Origin of the sequence: Caproiciproducens faecalis, from assembly GCF_019448085.1 — a bacterium.
Taxonomy (GTDB): domain Bacteria; phylum Bacillota; class Clostridia; order Oscillospirales; family Acutalibacteraceae; genus Caproiciproducens; species Caproiciproducens faecalis.
In genome coordinates, this window is the sequence record NZ_JAGFNZ010000002.1 from 141,145 (window position 1) to 161,209 (window position 20,065).

Annotated in this window: 17 protein-coding genes; 5 read left to right on the forward strand and 12 right to left on the reverse strand. The window is 49.5% G+C overall.

The annotated features are described in order from the left end of the window. On the forward strand, positions 1 to 489 hold the full coding sequence (locus J5W02_RS05045) for a chemotaxis protein CheW (protein ID WP_219964594.1): 489 nt from the start codon (positions 1 to 3) through the stop codon (positions 487 to 489). On the opposite strand, the gene J5W02_RS05050 is transcribed toward J5W02_RS05045, so the two are convergent. The 6 genes from J5W02_RS05050 to J5W02_RS05075 all read right to left on the reverse strand — a co-directional run bounded on the left by J5W02_RS05050 (position 486) and on the right by J5W02_RS05075 (position 6,207). Next, positions 486 to 1,121, reverse strand: a complete 636-nt coding sequence (locus J5W02_RS05050) for a DedA family protein (protein WP_219964595.1) — start codon at positions 1,119 to 1,121, stop codon at positions 486 to 488. The genes J5W02_RS05045 and J5W02_RS05050 overlap by 4 nt on opposite strands. A gap of 103 nt (positions 1,122 to 1,224) precedes the next feature. Beyond that, positions 1,225 to 2,229, reverse strand: coding sequence for a lysylphosphatidylglycerol synthase transmembrane domain-containing protein (locus tag J5W02_RS05055; protein WP_219964596.1), 1,005 nt, complete (start codon positions 2,227 to 2,229; stop codon positions 1,225 to 1,227). Between the two features lie 247 nt (positions 2,230 to 2,476). Then, positions 2,477 to 3,769: an MATE family efflux transporter gene (locus tag J5W02_RS05060; RefSeq protein WP_255575577.1), complete on the reverse strand. Its 1,293-nt coding sequence runs from the start codon at positions 3,767 to 3,769 to the stop codon at positions 2,477 to 2,479. 248 nt (positions 3,770 to 4,017) lie between these two features. Next, complete coding sequence (locus tag J5W02_RS05065; RefSeq protein WP_219964597.1) at positions 4,018 to 5,214, reverse strand: aldo/keto reductase; 1,197 nt, start codon at positions 5,212 to 5,214, stop codon at positions 4,018 to 4,020. A 53-nt stretch (positions 5,215 to 5,267) separates the two neighbouring features. Continuing rightward, positions 5,268 to 5,789 carry a type 1 glutamine amidotransferase domain-containing protein gene (locus J5W02_RS05070; protein WP_219964598.1) on the reverse strand — a complete coding sequence of 174 codons (522 nt, stop codon included), beginning with the start codon at positions 5,787 to 5,789 and terminating at the stop codon, positions 5,268 to 5,270. Between the two features lie 73 nt (positions 5,790 to 5,862). Beyond that, on the reverse strand, positions 5,863 to 6,207 hold the full coding sequence (locus tag J5W02_RS05075) for a DsrE family protein (protein ID WP_330659684.1): 345 nt from the start codon (positions 6,205 to 6,207) through the stop codon (positions 5,863 to 5,865). A gap of 205 nt (positions 6,208 to 6,412) precedes the next feature. On the opposite strand from J5W02_RS05075, the gene J5W02_RS05080 reads away from it, so the two are divergent. Further along, positions 6,413 to 6,775, forward strand: a complete 363-nt coding sequence (locus J5W02_RS05080; protein ID WP_219964599.1) for a YccF domain-containing protein — start codon at positions 6,413 to 6,415, stop codon at positions 6,773 to 6,775. Between the two features lie 33 nt (positions 6,776 to 6,808). Here the strand turns inward: J5W02_RS05080 and J5W02_RS05085 are convergent, their stop codons facing one another. Genes J5W02_RS05085 through J5W02_RS05095 form a run of 3 tightly spaced genes read right to left on the reverse strand, consistent with a single transcriptional unit; the run spans position 6,809 to position 10,043 of the window. Next, positions 6,809 to 7,972 carry an ABC transporter permease gene (locus J5W02_RS05085; RefSeq protein ID WP_219964600.1) on the reverse strand — a complete coding sequence of 388 codons (1,164 nt, stop codon included), beginning with the start codon at positions 7,970 to 7,972 and terminating at the stop codon, positions 6,809 to 6,811. Next, positions 7,959 to 9,098 (reverse strand): ABC transporter permease, encoded by a 1,140-nt coding sequence (locus J5W02_RS05090; RefSeq protein ID WP_219964601.1) that lies wholly within the window; start codon positions 9,096 to 9,098, stop codon positions 7,959 to 7,961. Before J5W02_RS05090 ends, J5W02_RS05085 begins: the two co-directional genes overlap by 14 nt. A 12-nt stretch (positions 9,099 to 9,110) precedes the next feature. Beyond that, positions 9,111 to 10,043, reverse strand: a complete 933-nt coding sequence (locus J5W02_RS05095; protein ID WP_219964602.1) for an ABC transporter ATP-binding protein — start codon at positions 10,041 to 10,043, stop codon at positions 9,111 to 9,113. Between the two features lie 195 nt (positions 10,044 to 10,238). Here J5W02_RS05095 and J5W02_RS05100 point away from each other — a divergent pair, with 195 nt between their 5' ends. Continuing rightward, complete coding sequence (locus J5W02_RS05100) at positions 10,239 to 11,306, forward strand: sensor histidine kinase (protein ID WP_219964603.1); 1,068 nt, start codon at positions 10,239 to 10,241, stop codon at positions 11,304 to 11,306. After that, positions 11,306 to 11,926, forward strand: coding sequence for a response regulator transcription factor (locus tag J5W02_RS05105; RefSeq protein WP_219965273.1), 621 nt, complete (start codon positions 11,306 to 11,308; stop codon positions 11,924 to 11,926). The genes J5W02_RS05100 and J5W02_RS05105 overlap by 1 nt, the downstream gene beginning before the upstream one ends. 18 nt (positions 11,927 to 11,944) lie before the next feature. Here J5W02_RS05105 and J5W02_RS05110 read toward each other — a convergent pair whose 3' ends face one another. After that, on the reverse strand, positions 11,945 to 13,696 hold the full coding sequence (locus tag J5W02_RS05110) for a GGDEF domain-containing protein (protein ID WP_219964604.1): 1,752 nt from the start codon (positions 13,694 to 13,696) through the stop codon (positions 11,945 to 11,947). Positions 13,697 to 14,291: 595 nt separating this feature from the next. Between J5W02_RS05110 and ileS the strand changes: the two genes are divergently transcribed. Next, complete coding sequence (gene ileS, locus J5W02_RS05115; protein ID WP_219964605.1) at positions 14,292 to 17,402, forward strand: isoleucine--tRNA ligase; 3,111 nt, start codon at positions 14,292 to 14,294, stop codon at positions 17,400 to 17,402. A 111-nt stretch (positions 17,403 to 17,513) separates the two neighbouring features. Here the strand turns inward: ileS and J5W02_RS05120 are convergent, their stop codons facing one another. Both J5W02_RS05120 and ade read right to left on the reverse strand, forming a co-directional pair. After that, positions 17,514 to 18,203: an aspartate/glutamate racemase family protein gene (locus J5W02_RS05120; RefSeq protein WP_219964606.1), complete on the reverse strand. Its 690-nt coding sequence runs from the start codon at positions 18,201 to 18,203 to the stop codon at positions 17,514 to 17,516. Positions 18,204 to 18,242: 39 nt separating this feature from the next. After that, complete coding sequence (gene ade / locus J5W02_RS05125) at positions 18,243 to 20,039, reverse strand: adenine deaminase (RefSeq protein ID WP_219964607.1); 1,797 nt, start codon at positions 20,037 to 20,039, stop codon at positions 18,243 to 18,245. Between the last annotated feature and the right edge of the window lie 26 nt (positions 20,040 to 20,065).

A 20,065-nucleotide genomic window follows, 5' to 3' on the forward strand; every position in this document is an offset into this window, starting at 1 on the left:
ATGATGTTAACACCATATGAATTATCAGAAAATCCAATCAGTGAGCAGTTTCTGCCATTCCGACTGAACAGGGAAATCTTTGCAATTGAAAGCAGATATGTGACGGCCGTTTCCGGTATGCTGAAAATTTCCCCCTTACCCGGCACCCCTGAGTACTGCAGGGGAATTGCGAAGGTGGAAGGCAAAATCATCCCCGTCATCGACATGAGCTTAAAAATGTGCAGAACCGACAGTTCCAGTCAGGATAACAGGAGGATCATTATCGTCAGTCTGGATGGGGTTCAGAGCGGATTCATCGTGGACACGCTGGTCGAAGGAGTTCCCATGAGTTTCGGCGATTCCGATGAAGACAGAATGGACTTCCCCAAAGATACGGGCCCGTATTGTAAAGGATGTATCGAAATCAGCGGAAATCCGGCAATGATTCTGGACTGCAAAAAAATCCTGATGGAAGACAGTATTTTTGATCTGGCACAGCTTGTTTCTTAGTCTTTTTTTCTTCCGTCGTTATCTCGTCTGGATTTCTTGAAGAAATACCACAGTATAAAAGCCAGCAGCAATACGGCCGCAACCGCAACGGCAACAATAGAGTAAGTACCCACATATTGTACCACGGCCTCCCATGAGGCTCCAAAAAACGCGCCCAGACAAACCAGAACAACGTTCCATAGAAATGTTCCCAGCGCGGTCAGCAGTAAGAAGACGCCGATTTTCATCTTTGCCATTCCGGCGGGGATAGAGATCAGGCTGCGCACTACCGGGATAAACCGGCAAAAAAACACCGTGAGTTTTCCTCTTCGGGCAAACCAGGCGCCCGCGTGGTGGACATCCTCTCTTTTCAGGTGAAGAACGGTACCCCATTTTCCGTCCAGCAGGCGTTCCAGCCGCGCAGGACTTACCATCCTGCCCACACTGTAAAGTACTAAGGCGCCCAAAACAGAGCCAACTGTTGCGGACAGCACCACTCCCCATATTTTCAGGTTCGTCACCGTGGTGGCAAATCCGCTGAATGTTAAAATGACCTCCGACGGAATGGGAGGAAATATATTTTCGACCGCAATCAGCAGTGCTATTCCAATATATCCGTATTGGTTTACAATCTGGATAATCCAATCCTGCATGAAATCAAACTCCTCTTTATTTTTACCTCACCTAAATCCCTTTGAAAATGTCCGGAAGCAGATTTTCCGGATGCCTTCTGTTTCATTTAAGGCAGCGCTGTAATCAATCGGATGAATATCTCTTTGCTCCGAAATAAACGAGGATACTTCCCAGAAGAATATTGAGATAATAGGTTGAAAACCGCCAAAGGGTAATGCCCGGAATGATATACGGACCGAAAAACTCCCGGAAGAACAAATAGAAGCCGCCTTCCGCACCACCGGAAGAACCCGGAAGCGGAATAAACGACGCGGCCATTGTCACAAATGTGTCCGCCGCAACCATAATGAATACCGACTCACCCTTCAGGTTAAAACTGCGGTAAACAAAGTAGGAAATCAGGCTGGCAACGGTAATCTGTACCACCGTAAAAAGAACGGCTACCAGATACAGCATATAATTTTTGCCGAAAATTCTGGAACTGTCGTGAAAAACCATGAGCTGACCGTGCACCTGATCGTAAAACTTCTGCGAAAGCTTATGCAGTTTTATTTTATCCATAAAGCGGACAACCACGCGCAGAATGGAATCTGTCAGCCGTTCATTCATCATGAACGTCAGCACAAACACAATAAAAATACTGTTTGTAACCAATCCGAAAACAGCAATAACAGCAAAATTACTCACTTTAGTCCGAAAATAATTCAGTTCAAAGGCAATGAGAAGGAAGGAATATACAAAGGTAACCCCGTGATGGACAAGCGATTTAACCGCCACGATGGAGGTAGCGGCGCCTGTTTCCATTCCCAGCTTGGTCATGCGGTACACTTCCATGGGTTCGCCCATGCCGAAAGGGGCAAGAGCGCTGTAAAAGAGCTCAACCATTCCGATGTAGAACGATTTTCCAAAAGTCCATGTTTGATCCAGATGTCTGCAGAAAAGATGCAGTACATATCCTTCTAAAAACCATCCTGCAAGGACGCCCGCTAAAATCCAGAGGAGCCAAACCGGCTGAAGTTCAGAGACGGCACGTTCCAGACTCTTCATCCCGTCTTCGGTAACCAGAAAAAAGGTCAGTATCCCTATTGAAAGAAAGATGGTTACTGCTGAAAAGAGGTTTTTCGCCATTCTGGATCGATGCTGATTCTGCATAGTATCTCCTTCAAATCTGAAATGCTGTCCCATTCATTATCAGTAACAGGAATCTATATTATACAGCAGGAATCCTTAAAAAAACAGCTAGTAATTATTAAATTTACATTAAGACTTTCTGTGCTGATTCTTAACTTTCGTTTAAAAACCAGCGAATGGCGATAGTTGGAAAACAGGGGCTTCGTAGGTCGCCGCAACGCTTGATCTCAATGATGAAAACAGATCAATGCAGAGCGGAAGACCACTTTACCCGCAGAATCAGGATCACGGCGATGACTGCGGCAGCATAATTGGAAAAGAGGTTTCCCCAGAAAACAGAGTAGAACTGCAGCACATGTTCTGTTGCCAGGATAAAAATATACCGTAAAAACCAGATGCGCAGCACACCGATTACCAGCGGCACACCGGTTCGGCCCAGCCCGATAAACGCACCCTGTACCGCCATGCAGACACCGAAGCCAACCACGGAATAAGTATAAATATGCAGCGCCCTGTTGGCAATATCCAATACGTCCGCCCGGTGGGTAAACAGAACCGTGAGGTAAGGAGACAGCGGCACAATCAGCGCAATTACAAGGACAGCCGTCACCGCGCTGGCCACACAGCCGATCAGGCAGGAGCGCTTTGCTTTTTCCGGCTGGCTTGCTCCGATATTCAGACTGACCATGGTGGTTACCGCAGAACCGAAAGCCGCGGGCAGGTTGAAGCAGACCGCGGTTATATTGTTGGCGATTCCCTGTCCGTTCAGAACCACCGCTCCGTACTTCTGGGTTTCGTTATTAATCAGGAAAAATCCCAGGTTCAGCATCAGGCTGGTGAGCATGGCGGGAACACCCACCCGAAACAGCTGCCCGATCAGCCGTTTGTCAAATCGAAAGCCTTTCAGAGTAAGCTTGTCCTCCCCTTTTCGGACAAACAGCTCGTAGAACATCCAGCCGCAGATCAGGAAATTGGCGCAGAAGGAAGAGAGCACACAACCCACTACCTCCAGTCGGAGCCAAACAACAAACACAATATTGAAAATGATTTTTAAGAACAGCATGAGCAGCATGCGGATAAAGGTAGCCTCCGGTTTTCCGGTCGCGTTTTTGATTGCGTTGTAGATGCTCTCTAAAAAGGAAAACGGCAGTACAAACGCGTACAGGCTGATATACAGCATGACATTGTGCGAAATTTCCGCGTCTACATTGGACGAAATCGGAAACGCCACCAGGGCGGACAAAGGCGCGATGCAAAAGCCGACGGTAAAGGCAAATACAACGATCTGAGCGGAGATACTCCTAACACGGTCAAAATCGCCATGCCCGTTCGCCTGACCGATAATGGCCATTGCCGCCACGCTCAGTCCCTGCGCCAGCGCCGTCATCATATTGATGACGGGTTCGCTGTAGGTAACCGCGCTTGCAACCAGCGTTCCAGCCGCGTTATTGATAAAAATCCCGTCCGTCAGCGGCATCAGGGACTGTATAACGCTCATCATCAGCGTTGGCAGCGACAGCATCATCAAGGTTTTCAAAATATTCCCGTGCAGAATCAGCTCACGCCTCTGTTCTGTACTTTGATGTAAAAATTCTAATTTCAATTCAAACCCGCTTTCTGTCTGTAAGCATTAATTTTATCATGACAAACTCCGGCTTGCAAGACAGAAAACCCTCTTTTCTCCCATTTTCCCTCTAAATTCAGACTGCTTTCCCCTAAAAAACAAATCGCGCCGGGGATGTTCCAAAACGGAATGCAAGCCCGGCGCGATTGTGCCTGAATGATTTAATTCGATTTTATCCTCATAATTTTTCTTGCAACGGTAACAAGCGGCTTATAGAGAACGCCTTCCATCTCATGGCTGACTGTCTTCAGTTCTTTGCGGATGGCGATTTTTTGCGGGCAGTGACTTTCACACTTACCGCACTGCTTACACTGGGACGCAACAGCCGGTTTGGCGGACAGCGCACCCAACGACTGAAAATACCGGCGCCGCGCCGATTTGTCCTGCATCAGGTACTTGTCGTTGTAGCAGGAAAAACATCCGGGAATATTGACCCCCGCCGGGCAGGGCATACAGTACCCGCAGCCGGTGCAGGGAATTTTCGTCTTTTCAGTAATTTCCTTTTTGACGGTCTCAAAAACATTCATCTCTTCCTGTGAGAGGGAATTGGGCTCGGCCTCCCCAGCGATGCGGATATTTTCCTCCATCTGTTCTTCGTCGCTCATACCGGACAGCACCACGTTCACTTCGGGATGATTCCACACCCAGCGCAAAGCCCATTCCACCGGAGTACGGCCTTTGTCGCAGCTCTGAAACGCCTTCGTCACCAACTCGGGCAGGTGTGTGACCAGCTTGCCGCCGCGCAGAGGTTCCATGACCATCACGGGAATCCCCATGGCAGCCGCGGTCTGCAGCCCTTTTTTGGTGGCCTGATTGTTTTCATCCATATAGTTATACTGGATCTGGCAGAAATCCCACGGATACGCCTTCAGGATCATCTCAAAATCCGTGCGGCTGCCATGGAAAGAAAACCCGATATTCCGGATCTTGCCCTGCGCTTTCAGCTCTTCCATCCATTCCAAGACGCCGAGCGAAACCAGACGGTCATATCCCGGCTTGTCGGTCAGCATATGCAGCAGATAGTAATCGATATGATCCGTCTGCAGCCGCTCAAGCTCCGTTGCGAAAATCTTCTTTGCATGGTCCAGCTTCCCGACCATAAAGGGGGGCAGCTTGGTGGCGATTTTCACCCGGCCGCGGTAGCCCCCGGCCAGAGCACGACCAAGCAGCAGCTCACTTTTTCCGTTCTGATAGATATAGGCCGTATCAAAATAATTCACGCCCTTTTCAATGGCGTCATGAATCATCTGAACGGATCTTGTTTCGTCAATCGAGCCGTTTTTGGTGGGCAGACGCATGCATCCGAATCCCAGAATGGAAAGCTCATCGCCGTTTTTAGTGTTGGTTCTTGTTTTCAATCGTTTCCCTCCGAAAGTTCCGGGGTACGGCCCCTTCTGACCGTGTTTTCCCGTTACTGCTTATTCAGCAACTCAATAAACGCTTTCATATATTCCGGCAAATCCGGCGGACGGCGGCTGGAAACGATATTGCCGTCCACAACCACCGGCAGATCGTACCAGGTTGCCCCGGCATGAATCATATCGTCCTTAATCCCCGGTGTGCTGGTGACTTTTTTACCCCGCAGAATATCTGCGGAAGCCAGCACCCAGCCCGCGTGGCAGATATGGCCGATGGGCTTCTGTGCGCGGTTCATGGAACGAACCATCTCCAGTACTTCCGGAAAACGCCTTAATTTATCCGGCGCCCAGCCCCCGGGTACCAGAAGCGCGTCATAATCCTCAATATGGATGTTGCCGAACGCATAGTCGGAAACCGCCGGAACCCCGTACTTGCCGACATACTTTTGGTTCGCTTTTTCGCCGACCAGATGCACGGTGACCCCTTCTTCCCTCAGCCTTAACACCGGGTACCACAGCTCCAAATCTTCAAAATCGTCCGAAATCAAACATACGGCCTTTAAATCTTTCTTCATGGAATTTGCCTCCTTTTCATAAATGTCTGTAATCTGCGATGGATGGAACCGACTCTCAGAGCCGGGCAGGCGTTTAAATGGTAATGAGCTTTTGATTTTCTTTCAGAATTTGCGTCAGCCCGTCGCCCCAGTAAATCACTTCTATGCCCAGCTCCAGAAGACGATCCGTAACACCGAGCTGATCGGCACAGGCTTTGCAGGCGGAAAACTTCACTCCCGCGTGGGACGCAAGCCTGATTTTTTCCCGAATGAGTTCATTTTCCGCAACAAGTTTTGCAGTCGCACCCCAAATGATAACCGTCACTTCTTTCCACCACAGATGCAGCGCGCTGTTCTGCGCATACATCAGTACCATCTTTTCAGAAGTGAGCAAATTGTCGTTTGTCCACAGGATATATAGCTTATCAGGTTCTTCCACGCCAAATCCTCCTTGTTTTTCACTATCTGCTGAATAATCTGATTATAGTCTTGCCTTCTGAATTTATCAATAATGAAACAGGGAAACAGAAAAAATTAATAAACAGGCCCCTCTTCCTCCGGAACGCTCTTTGATACACCGGCATATTTATGGTATACTGTAAAAATTAAGCCGTCCTTACGGCGAAAAAATCGGGGCGTTTAATATGGGATGTGTGGGGAATTTCATCTGGCTGATCTTTGGCGGGCTTATCATGGGTTTAAGCTGGCTTTTGGTCGGCATTCTGTGGTGCATTACCATCGTGGGGATTCCCGTTGGAATCCAGTGTTTTAAATTCGCGGAACTTGCGTTCTTCCCGTTCGGGAAAACGGTTTCTTACGGTGGAGGGGTCGGTTCGTTCCTAATGAACATCCTTTGGCTGATTTTCGGCGGTTTTGCGCTGGCGGTGGAAGCCGCCGTTATCGGCGGGCTGTTCTGCCTGACAATCATCGGTATTCCTTTCGGGCTGCAGTGTTTTAAGATTTCAAAGCTGGCGCTGATGCCCTTCGGCGCATCCGTCTGTAACTGAACAGCAAAAGAACCGGATTGCTCCGGTTCTTTTTTAATTGCTCATTCTTTTTTTCTTTCCGACAACCATGGAGACCGCAAAAAACGCCACGGCGAAACCTGCTTCAATTATCATATTGCAGTAGATGGGGGAAAGAGCGGAAAGGCTGAAACTGGATAGAGAGGCAATCTGGTTGTTCGTTTTGACATACCAGTAAGTCGGGGTAAAGCTGGCAATCTTCAAAACGGTTGGACTCAGAAGCTCCTGCGGCACAAAGACTCCGCTTATAAAACAAGGCCCCAGCGTCACAACGTTACAGACAGCGGAAATCGCGCTGCGTTCCTTCATCAGATTCCCAATGAGGAAGCTGATACTGGACATGCTGAGCGTAAACACAAAAGAGTTCAGAATCAGATAAGCCGTGTTTCCGATCATCATGTTGCGGTAATCGAACAAAAAGCAGAAACCGACCATAACCGCCCAGCAAACAAAGGTAAAAACCAGATTTGCAAGGATGAACTGCGCGTTGATTTTTCCCGCACTCAGCGGAGAACAGAAATTTCTGCGGCTGAGATTTTTGTCGTTGAACACCAGCATGATCGCGGAAATTCCCAGAACCAGTACGGAGGAAAGCGCATAAGAGAGGTAATTGAAGTAATAAACGGAAAAATCCTGATTTGCGTTTGCTTTCGTGTCTGCCGCCATAGCGACAGAGGTACTGTTTTCCAGATCGGTTTTCAAGTGCTGTACCAAATTTTCCTGCGTGATGCCGGGCACCGTTTTTACATAGAGCGCAGCCGTATTGAAATACTGATTGACCGTTAAATCAACATAGGCGTTACTGGTGGAATTCGGCACAACCGTTTTTTCAATCTGCACATTTTTGCCGCTCATAAAGCTCTGAGTAAATCCTTTGGGAATACGGATGATATAGGTGACGGAGCGGAAGTAAAGCGCGTCCTGAAGTTTTTCCGTCTCATCCGGTACTTCTACGAAATTGGCTGTTTTGGAAAGTTCCGACCGGAAGCCGTCGATCAGAGGGCTGTTTTCCTCGCTGAAAAAGGCAATATTCGTTTTGACCTGAGAAAAGCCGGTTTCCTGTGTCTTCGTGCCGTTGAGGGACAGCAGTGTGGCAAGGATTAAAAAAACGGCTATATAGATCATCATGGAAGACAGATTTTTGCGGATGATTTTCATACAGAGTCTAAAGACTGGCATATTTCTGCCTCCTTATTATGAAATAGGTTCCTGTACAGAACAGCAGCGCATACGCGCCGATCATAGCCATATTCCACCCGTACCGGGTCATAACATCATAGTAGTACAGTGAATAGAACGCGTCCGTAAGAAGGTTTACCGGGTTCAGGTAAGACAGAATGGGCGCATTCTGCGCTACAGCGTACTTTATCTCCTGAACCATCATTCCGGCTAAAAAAGAGCCGGTCATTGTGACCGCCAGCAAGACCGCAACCTTGACTCCCTCCCCCTTTTTCACCAGCGCACTGACAAAAGCGCCAAGGGAAACACCCAGAATGCTTCCTGCGAAGGTCGTCAAAAGCACTAAGGCGGTTTTTAAGCCGAAATCGATTTTCAGCCCGAAATACAGATAGGCGAGCAGCACCAGCATCTCTGAAAAATGCAGCAGAATTGCCGCGCACATGTTGTAAAGAAAGACTTTTAACTTATGCACCGGAGCAACATTGACGCGTGCCGCGCGTGTGGAAAGGTCGGCCTGAACATCCGCCACTTCCTTCAGCCCCCAGAACCCGCCGTACAGGCAGCTCATGGCAATCAGCGAATAGAAGTAATTGAGCACATTGTTCGGCTCCGCGCTGCTGCCGGAAACCTCTTTGGTGTATTCCTTGCGGTCGGAAACTTCTTTGATTAACCCGTTCCGAAGGGAAGCTGGATTCTCCCTCACAATGGAAGTCACGGCGGAAGACGTCTGGCTGTAGCTGTTGAGGAAAGCCCTGACAATGTTCTGGCTGAGCCCCGATTCCCTAACCGTCATACCGACTTTTGAATTGACCGTAACATACGCCTTGATTTTTCCGTCGGCAAGCAGTTTCTCGGCATTTTGGGGATCGGTTTCCGTAAGGTTGAAAATGCGGTCGTCCCCTTCGGATACTTCCTTCAGAACCGACCGGAACTGCTGATTTTCACGGTATTGGGCATTGTCCGCCACGGCGATATCGATGGGGTGAAAGGCTTCCGTATTGTTCAGATTTCCTAAAGCCATATTGAAAAAGGTGGCCAGTATCAGCGGAAACAGCAGAGTCCAGAACATCATCTGTCTGTCACGGATCAGGCACTTTAACCGTGCCTTAAAGATATGCAGAAACATTTCCACTCCCCCTTAATCCCTGAGCTGTTTTCCGGTGATTTCCAGAAATACATCGTTGAGAGTGGGCAGCTCTGAGTAAATTTTTCCGAAAGTAACCCCGTTCTTTTTCAGGAAATCCAGCACAGTCTCCAGATTATTCTGGCCTTTCCCGGATTTTACGACCAGAAGATGGTCGCGGTACTCCGCGGAAACAATATTCGGAAGCTTTTTCAAATCGGCCAGATTCTCTTTGCTGAAAGAGAAGGTTTCCACCGTGATTTTTTCACCGAGCGTAATCATTGCCTTTAATTCTTCCTTGGTCCCGTCGGCAATCATCCTGCCCTTATCCAGAATCATGATTCTGGTGCAGATTTGTTCCACTTCTTCCATATAATGAGAAGTATAGACAACGGTCGCGCCTTCCCGGTTCAGCCGTTCAATTCCTTCCAGAATCTTGTTCCGGCTCTGGGGGTCGACCGCAACGGTCGGTTCGTCCAGAATAATCAGTTTAGGCCGGTGCGCAATTCCGCAGGCGATGTTCAGACGGCGAAGCAGGCCGCCGCTCAGTTTTTTGGGGTAAAATTTACGGAAATCGTTCAGTCCAACAAAATCAATGGCGCTTTCCACCAGTTTTTTTCTCTCGCCTTTATCAGGGACATACAATCCGCAGAAATAATCAATATTTTCATAAACCGTCAGTTCGTCAAACACGGCGACGTTCTGCATAATGATGCCGATGTCGCGTTTAATATCGTACGCGTCCGGCGCCATAGGACGGCCGAAGATTTCAATTTCCCCTTTGTCGTATTTCAGAAGGGATAAAATACAGTTGATCGCCGTCGTTTTGCCGGAACCGTTGGGGCCGAGCAGCCCGAACACTTCCCCTTCCTTTACTTCCAGAGAAAGATGGTCCAGAGCGACCAGATCTCCGTATCGTTTTACCAGATTGTTCACCTTAATAATCATAGCGGATTCCTCCTTGTTATCATGCTTTTATTGTAGCGCATCCCGCAAAGAATTATCAGTGCTGTCTGTCAGGGCTTCCTGTGACAGATGTCATGTTCTGTATTGACTCGCGTAAATTCCAATTGTGAACCGGGGAAAAAAATGCTACTATAAAGGCACAGAACGTCCAATCATTGAGGGGAGAAAACGGCTGTAATGGATTTAATCGATAAAATCATTCTTTTGATCTGCTGCTTTGTCATCTATCTGTGTGAACCAAGCTTCGGCATGAACGTAATTCCGGTACTGGCCGCTATTGTTGTCGCGTGCTTTCTGAGTTACTTTGAGAAAAAGGCGCTCAAAGCCGCGCTGACCATCGGATTCATCGCGGCAAGTGTGTTTCTTCCCGGCCTGACGGTGTTTTTGCCGCTGATCTGCTACGATCTGCTGTTTGAAAAATTCCAATTTTTCTGCCTGGCGGCGCTGATTCCTCTCCTATTTTTGTGGCAGAATTCCGGAGCCACATTCATCGCGGCGACCGTTCTCCTTTCCCTGCTCTGCATCCTGCTGAAGCACCGCACCGCCCAACTGGAAAAACTGAAATCGGATTATAACAGCATGCGGGACACCGCGAGGGAAATGACACTCCGGCTGAATCAGCAAAACAGCGATCTGATGGAGAAACAGGATTATGAAATCAACATTGCCACCCTGAATGAACGTAACCGCATCGCGCGGGAAATTCATGACAGCGTAGGGCATCTGCTCTCCAGCTCCATCCTGCAGGTGGGCGCCCTGCTGGCAGTGAACAGCGACGAAAAAATGAAAGACAGTCTTTTAACGGTAAAAGATACTCTGACACAGGCAATGGAAAGCATTCGCTCCAGCGTACATAACCTGTACGACGAATCCATCGACCTGTACGAGCAGATGGAAGAACTGGTTCAAAAATTCACCTTCTGTGAACTGAGCTTCGACTATGACATCCACAGCAATCCGGACCTCCGGCTGAAATACGCGTTTCTAGCGATTGTCAAAGAGGCGCTGGCAAATATCATCCGGCACTCCGACGCAAACCGGGCGGGCATTACTTTCCGGGAACACCCCGCGCTTTACCAGCTGATAATAGAGGATAACGGCACCGTGAAAAATTACGACACGGGCAGCGGAATCGGTTTAAAAAACATCACCGACCGGGTGGACGCTTTTCATGGAAACATCAATATCATAACCGATCACGGGTTTAGAATCTTTATCACCATCCCAAAGGAGGCAAAGAATTGATAAGAGTATTGATTGTAGACGACGACAGGCTGGTATCGAGTTCGCTGAAAACAATTCTGGAGGCGGACGGCGGGATTGAGGTGGTCGGTACGGGCAGCAGCGGCAGTCAGGCAATTGCGCTTTACGGCGAATACCGGCCGGACATCCTGCTGATGGATATCCGTATGGACGGCATGACCGGCATAGAGGTGGCGGAAATTCTGCTGAAACAGGACCCAGGGGCAAAGATTCTGTTCTTAACCACTTTTTCCGACGATGATTACATCATCAAGGCTCTGCAGATCGGCGCCAAGGGATATTTGTTAAAACAGAACTTCGAAAGCATTGTTCCTTCCATTAAGACGGTTGCGATCGGTCAGCGGGTCTTCGGAGATGAAATCATCACAAAAATTCCGGCGATGATCGGCGACAGCTCCAAAGAAGACTTTAAGAAATTTGACCTGAGTGAAAAGGAAACGGAAATCATGACTCAGGTGGCAAACGGCCTGTCCAATAAAGAAATTGCGGAAACCCTGTTTTTAAGCGAGGGAACCGTGCGTAATTACATCAGTGTCATCCTCGAAAAACTTGGGCTCCGCGACAGAACGCAGCTTGCCATTTTCTATTATAAACATTCCTGAGCTTTCGTTTCCTCCGAATTACTCCAGGCAGCAGAAACTTCCGCTCTGCTGCTTGGTTTTCTTTTTGACTCTGGCCAGTTCCTCCGTCAGCTCCTGCATGGTTGAAAAACTGCGGGTCCGGTTGCTGACCCCCGCGACAGACAGGGAAATCAGCGGGAATTTTTCCGGCTCTCCCCGTCGGTTTTCCGCCAGAATATAGCCGTTTGCGATATCTCTGGGATTATAGTACTGCAGCACGTTTTTATCAAAATCATGAATGATATTGATGCAGAGATCAATGCCGCTGAAATTGTCCAGCACGGCAACAAAATCGTCACCGCCCACATGGCCGGCAAACTGTTTTACCGGCACATGGCAAACGATCGTCTTTGCAAGCAGCTTAATAATCGCGTCTCCGTTTTCAAAACCGTAAACGTCGTTATAAGCTTTAAAATTATCAATATCAAAATAAATGACGCTGTACGGCGTTTTCCGTTCCATACAGGACTGAATTTTCTGCTCAATCACCAGATTCCCGGGCAGACCGGTCAGGGGATTTTGATATTTCGCGTTGGCCACTTCAATTTCCGTCGTTTTTTCCAGCAAATCCTTAATGGTAACAGTTCCCAGATATTTTTCGTCCCTGGTCACCACAATAAAATCATACAGTTTTTCCGGGGAACGGGACATGGCGATGCGCGAAACGTCGCTGATCGGGGTCTGGTAACTGACCGCCAGAAACTGCCTGTCCATCAGAGAAGCGATCGGCCTTTTCTGATTCAGACTGAACCCGTACCGCCCGCTGAGCTTGAGCACCAGATTGGACTTTGTAACCACCCCCAAGACCGTACCGTTTTCCACCACGCACATGCCGAAAGACGACGGGTCTTTTTTGAGCTCCTCAAAAACATCCTCAACCTTTTTCGTGGGTGGAATGGTTTGTGTGGCTGTGCAGATATTCTGTATATAGATGTTGCTGGCCTGACTGCCCAGAACATGACTTTTTCGGCGGTTGGTTTCCTTGATAAATGCGAGCACGTCGGGCGCAACCTCTTTCATCTGCTCGTCCGGCCTCTGCAGGTAATACCCCTGCGCGTACTGCACTCCCAGATCAATCAGCGTGACCAGTTCCTCCGGAGTCTCCACTCCTTCTGCGACAAGGCTGATATTGGCCACATGAGAAAGTTCCGTCATGCTTTTTACAAGGGCAAATTTAATGCTGTCCTTGTCAATATTTCGAATGAGGTTCATATCCAGCTTGATATAGTGCGGATTGATGTCGCTGATCAGATTGAGACCGGAGTACCCCGCGCCCGCATCATCAATGGCGATTTTGTAGTTTTGATCTTTATAATGAGTGACAGCCCCGTGAAAACTTTCCATATCGGAGGCCGCGTTGCGTTCTGTGATTTCAAAAATAATATCTTCCGGAACAGCGCCGTAATTTTTCAGATATTCTTTCGTAAAGCCCTGGCGGAACTTTGTGTCGTGCATCACGTCGGGGTTTACGTTGAGGAAAAGCTTCTTTTTACTCTCCGGCTCCGTTTTCAAATAAGCCGCCTGAAGCGCCGTTGTCCTGCAGAGGAGCTCCAGATCCCAAAGGCGGCTGCTTTCCCCGGCGAATCTGAACAGATCCTCAGGATTTGCGATGGCACTTTCACAGGTAATTCTGCTTAACGCTTCATACCCCATGACGGAACCGTCGCGCAGGGATACAATGGGCTGAAAAACGGCCTTAATCCATTTCCCGTCTATGATTCTATCAAGCTCGGATTTGATTTTTTCGTCCATATTTTTCTGGATACCTCCAAAACTGAGTGTTGACTTCTGCTGGTTCCACCCGTGACGGTAAAAAGCAGGATGGTGCTTTGGGGGATGCTTGCCTTTTATTGCTATTGTATTGCGTGAAACGGCGTTATTTCATTAAAATTCGACTAAAATTTTCTAAAATTTGCAAATAATACATTAGTCTCAATTTTAACAGTATTTGGGAATAAAATCAATTATAGAGAGCAGAATATAACTGATAATTTTATGGGTTTTGGGGCAATTTTGTTGTACCGAATTTGTACTGCAGGATGTTTGACTTTTTGAAATTCCTGTGCTATGATTAATTTCTAAAAATATGATAAAAACGTTGAAAGAGACAGTAGGATTTAAACAAAAGGCAAAGCGAGCCGGTGGCAGTGAGAGGCCGGTCTGAGTCGTTTATTTTTGAAGATCACTCTTGAGTTTCAGGCTGAAAGATTTTGTCGATTAAGCTTTGGCGGCTTTCCCCCGTTACCGGGAATCCATATGACAGTATGCAGCAATAGGTGGTATAACGAAGCAAATCCTTCGTCCTGTTCGCAGGGCGGAGGTTTTTTTATTTTGGGAGGTTTCAGCAATGTACGACAAAGTACCTGCAAATTTAAATTTTGTAGAACGCGAAAAAAAGGTTGAAAAGTTCTGGGAAGAGAACAAAATTTTTGAAAAGAGCGTTGAAAGCCGCAAGGACGGGCAGACGTATATGTTTTACGACGGCCCGCCGACCGCAAACGGCAAACCGCACATCGGCCATGTTCTGACAAGGGTCATCAAGGATATGATCCCCCGTTACCGGACGATGAAGGGCTACCAGGTGCCCCGAAAAGCCGGATGGGACACACACGGTCTTCCCGTAGAGCTGGAAGTGGAAAAAATGCTTCATCTGGACGGCAAGGAGCAGATCGAACAGTACGGCCTGGAGCCGTTTATCAAGCAGTGCCGGGAAAGCGTCTGGAAGTACAAGGGAATGTGGGAGGATTTCTCCCGTACCGTCGGTTTCTGGGCGGACATGGATCATCCTTACGTCACCTATGAAAATGACTTTATCGAGTCCGAGTGGTGGGCGTTAAAACAGATCTGGGAAAAAGGCCTTTTATATAAGGGCTTTAAGATCGTTCCCTACTGCCCGCGCTGCGGGACTCCCCTGTCCAGCCACGAGGTTGCTCAGGGATATAAGGACGTCAAGGAAAAATCCGCAATTGCAAAGTTCAAGGTAAAGGGCGAGGACGCCTATATTCTGGCGTGGACAACCACCCCATGGACACTGCCGTCCAACGTGGCGCTGTGCGTCAATCCGGATGAAACCTATGTGAAGGTAAAAACCGAAGATGCCGTTTATTATCTGGCAGAAGCCCTTGCCACCACTGTACTTGGGGAAGGGTACACCGTGCTGGAAACGTACGTTGGAAAAGATCTGGAATACAAGGAATACGAGCCGCTCTTTGATTTTGTGAACCCGGACAAAAAATGCTGGTACGTCACCTGCGACCGCTACGTCACCCTGACAGACGGTACCGGCGTGGTTCACATTGCGCCCGCGTTCGGTGAGGACGACGCCAATGTCGGCCGCAAATACGACCTGCCCTTTGTGCAGCTGGTCGACGGAAAAGGTGAAATGACCAAAGAGACCCTCTGGCCGGGCATGTTCTGTAAGGACGCCGACAAAGAGGTTTTGAAAAATCTGAAACAGCGCGGGCTTCTGTTCTCCGCTCCCGCCTTTGAGCACAGCTACCCGTTCTGCTGGCGCTGCGACACCCCGCTGATCTATTACGCCAGAGATTCCTGGTTTATTAAAATGACCGCGGTCAAGGACGACCTGATCCGTAACAACAACACGATTCACTGGATTCCGGAGAGCATTGGCAAAGGCCGTTTCGGCGACTGGCTGGAGAACGTGCAGGACTGGGGCATCAGCCGTAACCGCTACTGGGGCACCCCGCTGAACATTTGGGAATGCGAATGCGGGCATAAACACTCCATCGGCAGTATTGAAGAGCTGAAATCCATGTCCCCCAACTGCCCGGAAGATATTGAGCTGCACCGTCCGTACATCGACGCGGTCACCATCACCTGCCCCAAGTGCGGCAAGCAGATGAAGCGTGTGCCGGAAGTCATCGACTGCTGGTTCGACTCCGGTTCCATGCCGTTTGCGCAGCACCACTATCCGTTTGAAAATCAGGAGCTTTTCCATCAGCAGTTCCCCGCCGACTTCATTTCCGAGGCGGTCGACCAGACCAGAGGATGGTTCTATTCCCTGCTGGCGATTTCCACGCTGATCTTTAACAAGGCTCCGTATAAAAATGTAATTGTTCTCGGCCATGTGCAGGACGAGAACGGACAGAAGATGTCCAAATCCAAAGGCAACGCGGTCGACCCGTTTGACGCGCTGCAAACCTACGGCGCGGACGCCATCCGCTGGTACTTCTACAGCAACTCCGCCCCCTGGCTGCCGAACCGCTTCCACGGCAAGGCCGTGACGGAAGGACAGCGCAAATTCATGGGAACGCTGTGGAACACCTATGCTTTCTTTGTGCTTTACGCGAACATTGACGAATTTGACGCGACCAAATATACGCTGGACAAAAACAGCCTGACGGTAATGGACAAATGGCTGCTGTCCCGCCTGAACACTTTCATCAAGACCATCGACAGCAACCTGGAAAACTACAAAATTCCGGAGGCGGCCCGGGCGCTGCAGGATTTCGTCGACGAGCTGAGCAACTGGTACGTCAGAAGAAGCCGCGAGCGTTTCTGGGAAAAAGGAATGCCGCAGGATAAAATCAACGCTTATATGACGCTGTACACCGCGCTTGTCACCGTGGCGAAGGCGGCCTCTCCCATGATTCCGTTTATGGCGGAGGATATTTACCGCAATCTGGTTTGCAAAATCGACTCTTCCGCGCCGGAAAGCGTACATCTCTGTGACTTCCCCGTAGCCGACGAAGCTCTGATTGACCCCGAGCTGGAGGAAAACATGGAGCTGGTGCTCGACATCGTCGTACTCGGCCGTGCGGCTAGAAACACTGCAAACATCAAAAACCGCCAGCCGATTGCAAAAATGTATGTCCGCTCGGAAAAGCCGCTGAGCGAGTTCTATGAGGCCATTATTCGTGACGAGCTGAACAGTAAGGAAATCCTGTTTACCGAGGATGTTTCGGACTTCACTTCCTACCACTTTAAGCCGCAGCTTAGGATTCTGGGACAGAAATACGGCAAGAAAATCGGCGAAATCCGCACCGCGCTCGCTGAGCTGAACGGAAACGCCGCAAAGAAAGAGCTTGACGCCAACGGCACGCTGACCCTTACCCTTTCGGACGGCCCAATTTCCCTGACGCCGGAAGAGTTGCTGATAGAAACCGCTCAGGCTGATAATTACGTTTCCATGGCGGACAGCGGAATCACGGTGGTCATTGACACCAACCTGACGGAAGAACTGATTGAAGAGGGCTTCGTCCGCGAAGTCACCAGTAAAATCCAGACCATGCGCAAAGACGCAGGTTTTGAAGTAATGGATCACATTGTTGTTTACGAGAAAGGAAACGACAGGATTGCGAAAATCATTTCCGACAATCTTGCCTCCATTCAAAGTGACGTGCTGGCCGACGAAGTCAGGTTCAACGAGATGGACGGCTTTGTCAAGGAATGGGACCTCAATGGCGAAACCGTGGAACTAGGCGTGAAAAAAATCTGACCATCTTAATATCATCTGCTGCCGGATAATCGGCGGCAAAGCATCAGACAGCATCAGAAAGCCGGAAAGCGTAAAACGCTTTCCGGCTTTCTTTGTGGATAGGAAGATTTATCAGGACAGCGCGTAAAGCGCCGCGCGCTTTGCGTGAATCTCCGTCGTGTCAAACAGCGGAATGGACGTATCCTGCTGCTGAATCAGGATACCGATTTCCGTACAGCCAAGAATTACTCCCTGAGCACCCTTTGCCGCCAGCTTGTCTATAATTTTCAGGTACGCGGCTTTTGATTCCTCAGAAACGACGCCGAGACAAAGCTCGTGAAAGATGATATGATTGACAATTTTTCTGTCTTCTTCCTCCGGAACAAGAACCTCTAAGTTCTTTTCCCTCAGCTTTTCCTTGTAAAAATCCTGCTCCATCGTGTAGATGGTTCCAAGAAGCGCAACCTTTCGGATTTTGTTCTGCAGCAGTTCCTCCGCCGTCACTTCAGCGATATGAAGAACCGGGATGGAAACAGCACTTTGAATCTGCCCGAGAACCTTGTGCATGGTATTTGTGCAGATGATGATGAAATCCGCTCCGCCTTTTTCCAGACTCTTCGCGGCTGATGATAGGATTTCCCCGCATTTTTCCCAGTCGCCCGCTTCCTGACATTTCTCTATTTCATGAAAATCCACACTGTAAAGCAAACATTTTGCACTGTGGAATCCGCCCAGCTTTTCCTGAACCGTTCGGTTGATGATCTGATAATAGCTGACGGTGCTTTCCCAGCTCATCCCGCCGATCAAACCGATTGTTTTCATATAGATTCCTCCTGTTTCTATTGAATAAGCCGCCTAAAGCTACTCCTCCACAAACAGCGAAGCAAACTGAAATTTCGTACAGTCCACAAGTCCTCTGTCGGTTAAACGAAGCTCCGGCAGACAGGCCAGCGGGATCAGCGCCATGGTCATAAAAGGTGATACCATGCTGCAGCCGATTTTTTCCCAAGCTTCACTCAGCTTGCCGACGATTTCAGCCATTTCCTCCACCGGCTTGTCGTTCATCAGACCCGCAATCGGGAGCGGAACCGTCCCTAAAACTTCGCCGTTCTGCACAGCGGTCATCCCACCGCCGCAAGAAATCAGCGTATTGGCGGCCAGCGCCATGTCTTCGTCGTTGGTACCGATCACCAGCAGGTTGTGCGCGTCGTGTGCCACAGTGGACGCCATGGCCCCGCATTGAATACCAAAGCCCTTTACAAAACCGAAGCCGACCTTGCCCGTTTCGTGGTGCCGCTCAAAAACCGCTGTTTTGAGCACATCCTGTTCCACGTCGGAACCAACCAGCCCGTTTTCCACCCTGAGCGAAATATGCCGTTCATAGGAACCGACTCTGGAGGGGATTACTTCAATGACACGCGCGGTCACGCAGTCCCCCTTTGCGGGAATCGCAAAGGATTCCGGCGTAATGGGATTTTTAATATGGACGGATTCCGTCGCCCATTGGGGGTAGCGGTACGGAGGAAATTCCGCGATCGGTTTTCCGCTCTCCGCGGCGACCTTGCCATTAATCAGCACCCGTGTAATGTCCAGTTTGTCCAGGCTGCCGATAAAAACAATGTCCGCACACTTGCCCGGCGTGATGGAACCCAGTTCGTGGTCCATCTGAAAGCACTGGGCGCAGTTGATGGTGACCATTTGAATCGCGGTAATTACATCAATGCCCTCTTCCACCGCACGGCGGACAATGTGGTCCAGATGCCCCTGACTGAGCAGCGTTTGCGGGTGGGTATCGTCGGAAATCAGCACCCCGAACCGGCTGTCGATTTTCTTCTCCGTAATGCTCTTTGCCACCTCATGCAGGTCGCGCCACGCGGAGCCTTCCCGCAGCATGGCGTACATTCCGAGCCGCATCTTCGCCAGCGCGTCCTGCGCGCGGGTGGATTCGTGGCAGCAGCGCACGCCGGAGGCAATATACGCGTTCAGCCCCGCTCCCGTCTCCGGCATGGAGTAATGGCCGGTCACGATTTTCCCCGTCTTGAGTGTTTCCGCTACCTCGCCGTGCATCTTCGGGTCCGAACTCAGCACACCCGGAAAATTCATCAGCTCGCCGAGCCCTACCACGCTGTCCCATTTCATAGTTTCGGCAATTTCTTCCGGGCCGATAGAGGAGCCGGTATCTTCAAAACCGGGCACTGCGGGAACACAGGCCGGCGTAGTGACCATTGTTTTTAACGGAGTCCTTTTGGAATCCTCAATCATACAGGAAACCCCGTCCAGGCCAAGAACATTGCAGATCTCATGAGGGTCCATATAGATCCCCACCGTTCCGCGGGGAATGACCGCGCGCGCGTATTCCCCCACGCTCATCATGGAAGATTCCACATGGATGTGCCCGTCCAAAAAACCCGGGGCGATATACTGACCGTCTGCGTCCAGCACCACTGTACTTTCTCCGATGCAATGCTTTGCGTCGCCGACAAGAGCGATTCTGCCGCAGGCAATGGCAACGTCGGTATCCGGCAGAATTTCACCGGTACAGACATTCACCAGTCTGGCGTTGATAATCACGGTATCAGCCGGAACGGCGCCCTGTGCGACCGCGGCAAGCGTTCTGCTCGATTCCCACAGCGGAGAAGTACAAAACTTGTTAATCATCCTAACACCCCTTTGAATGTTTTTCA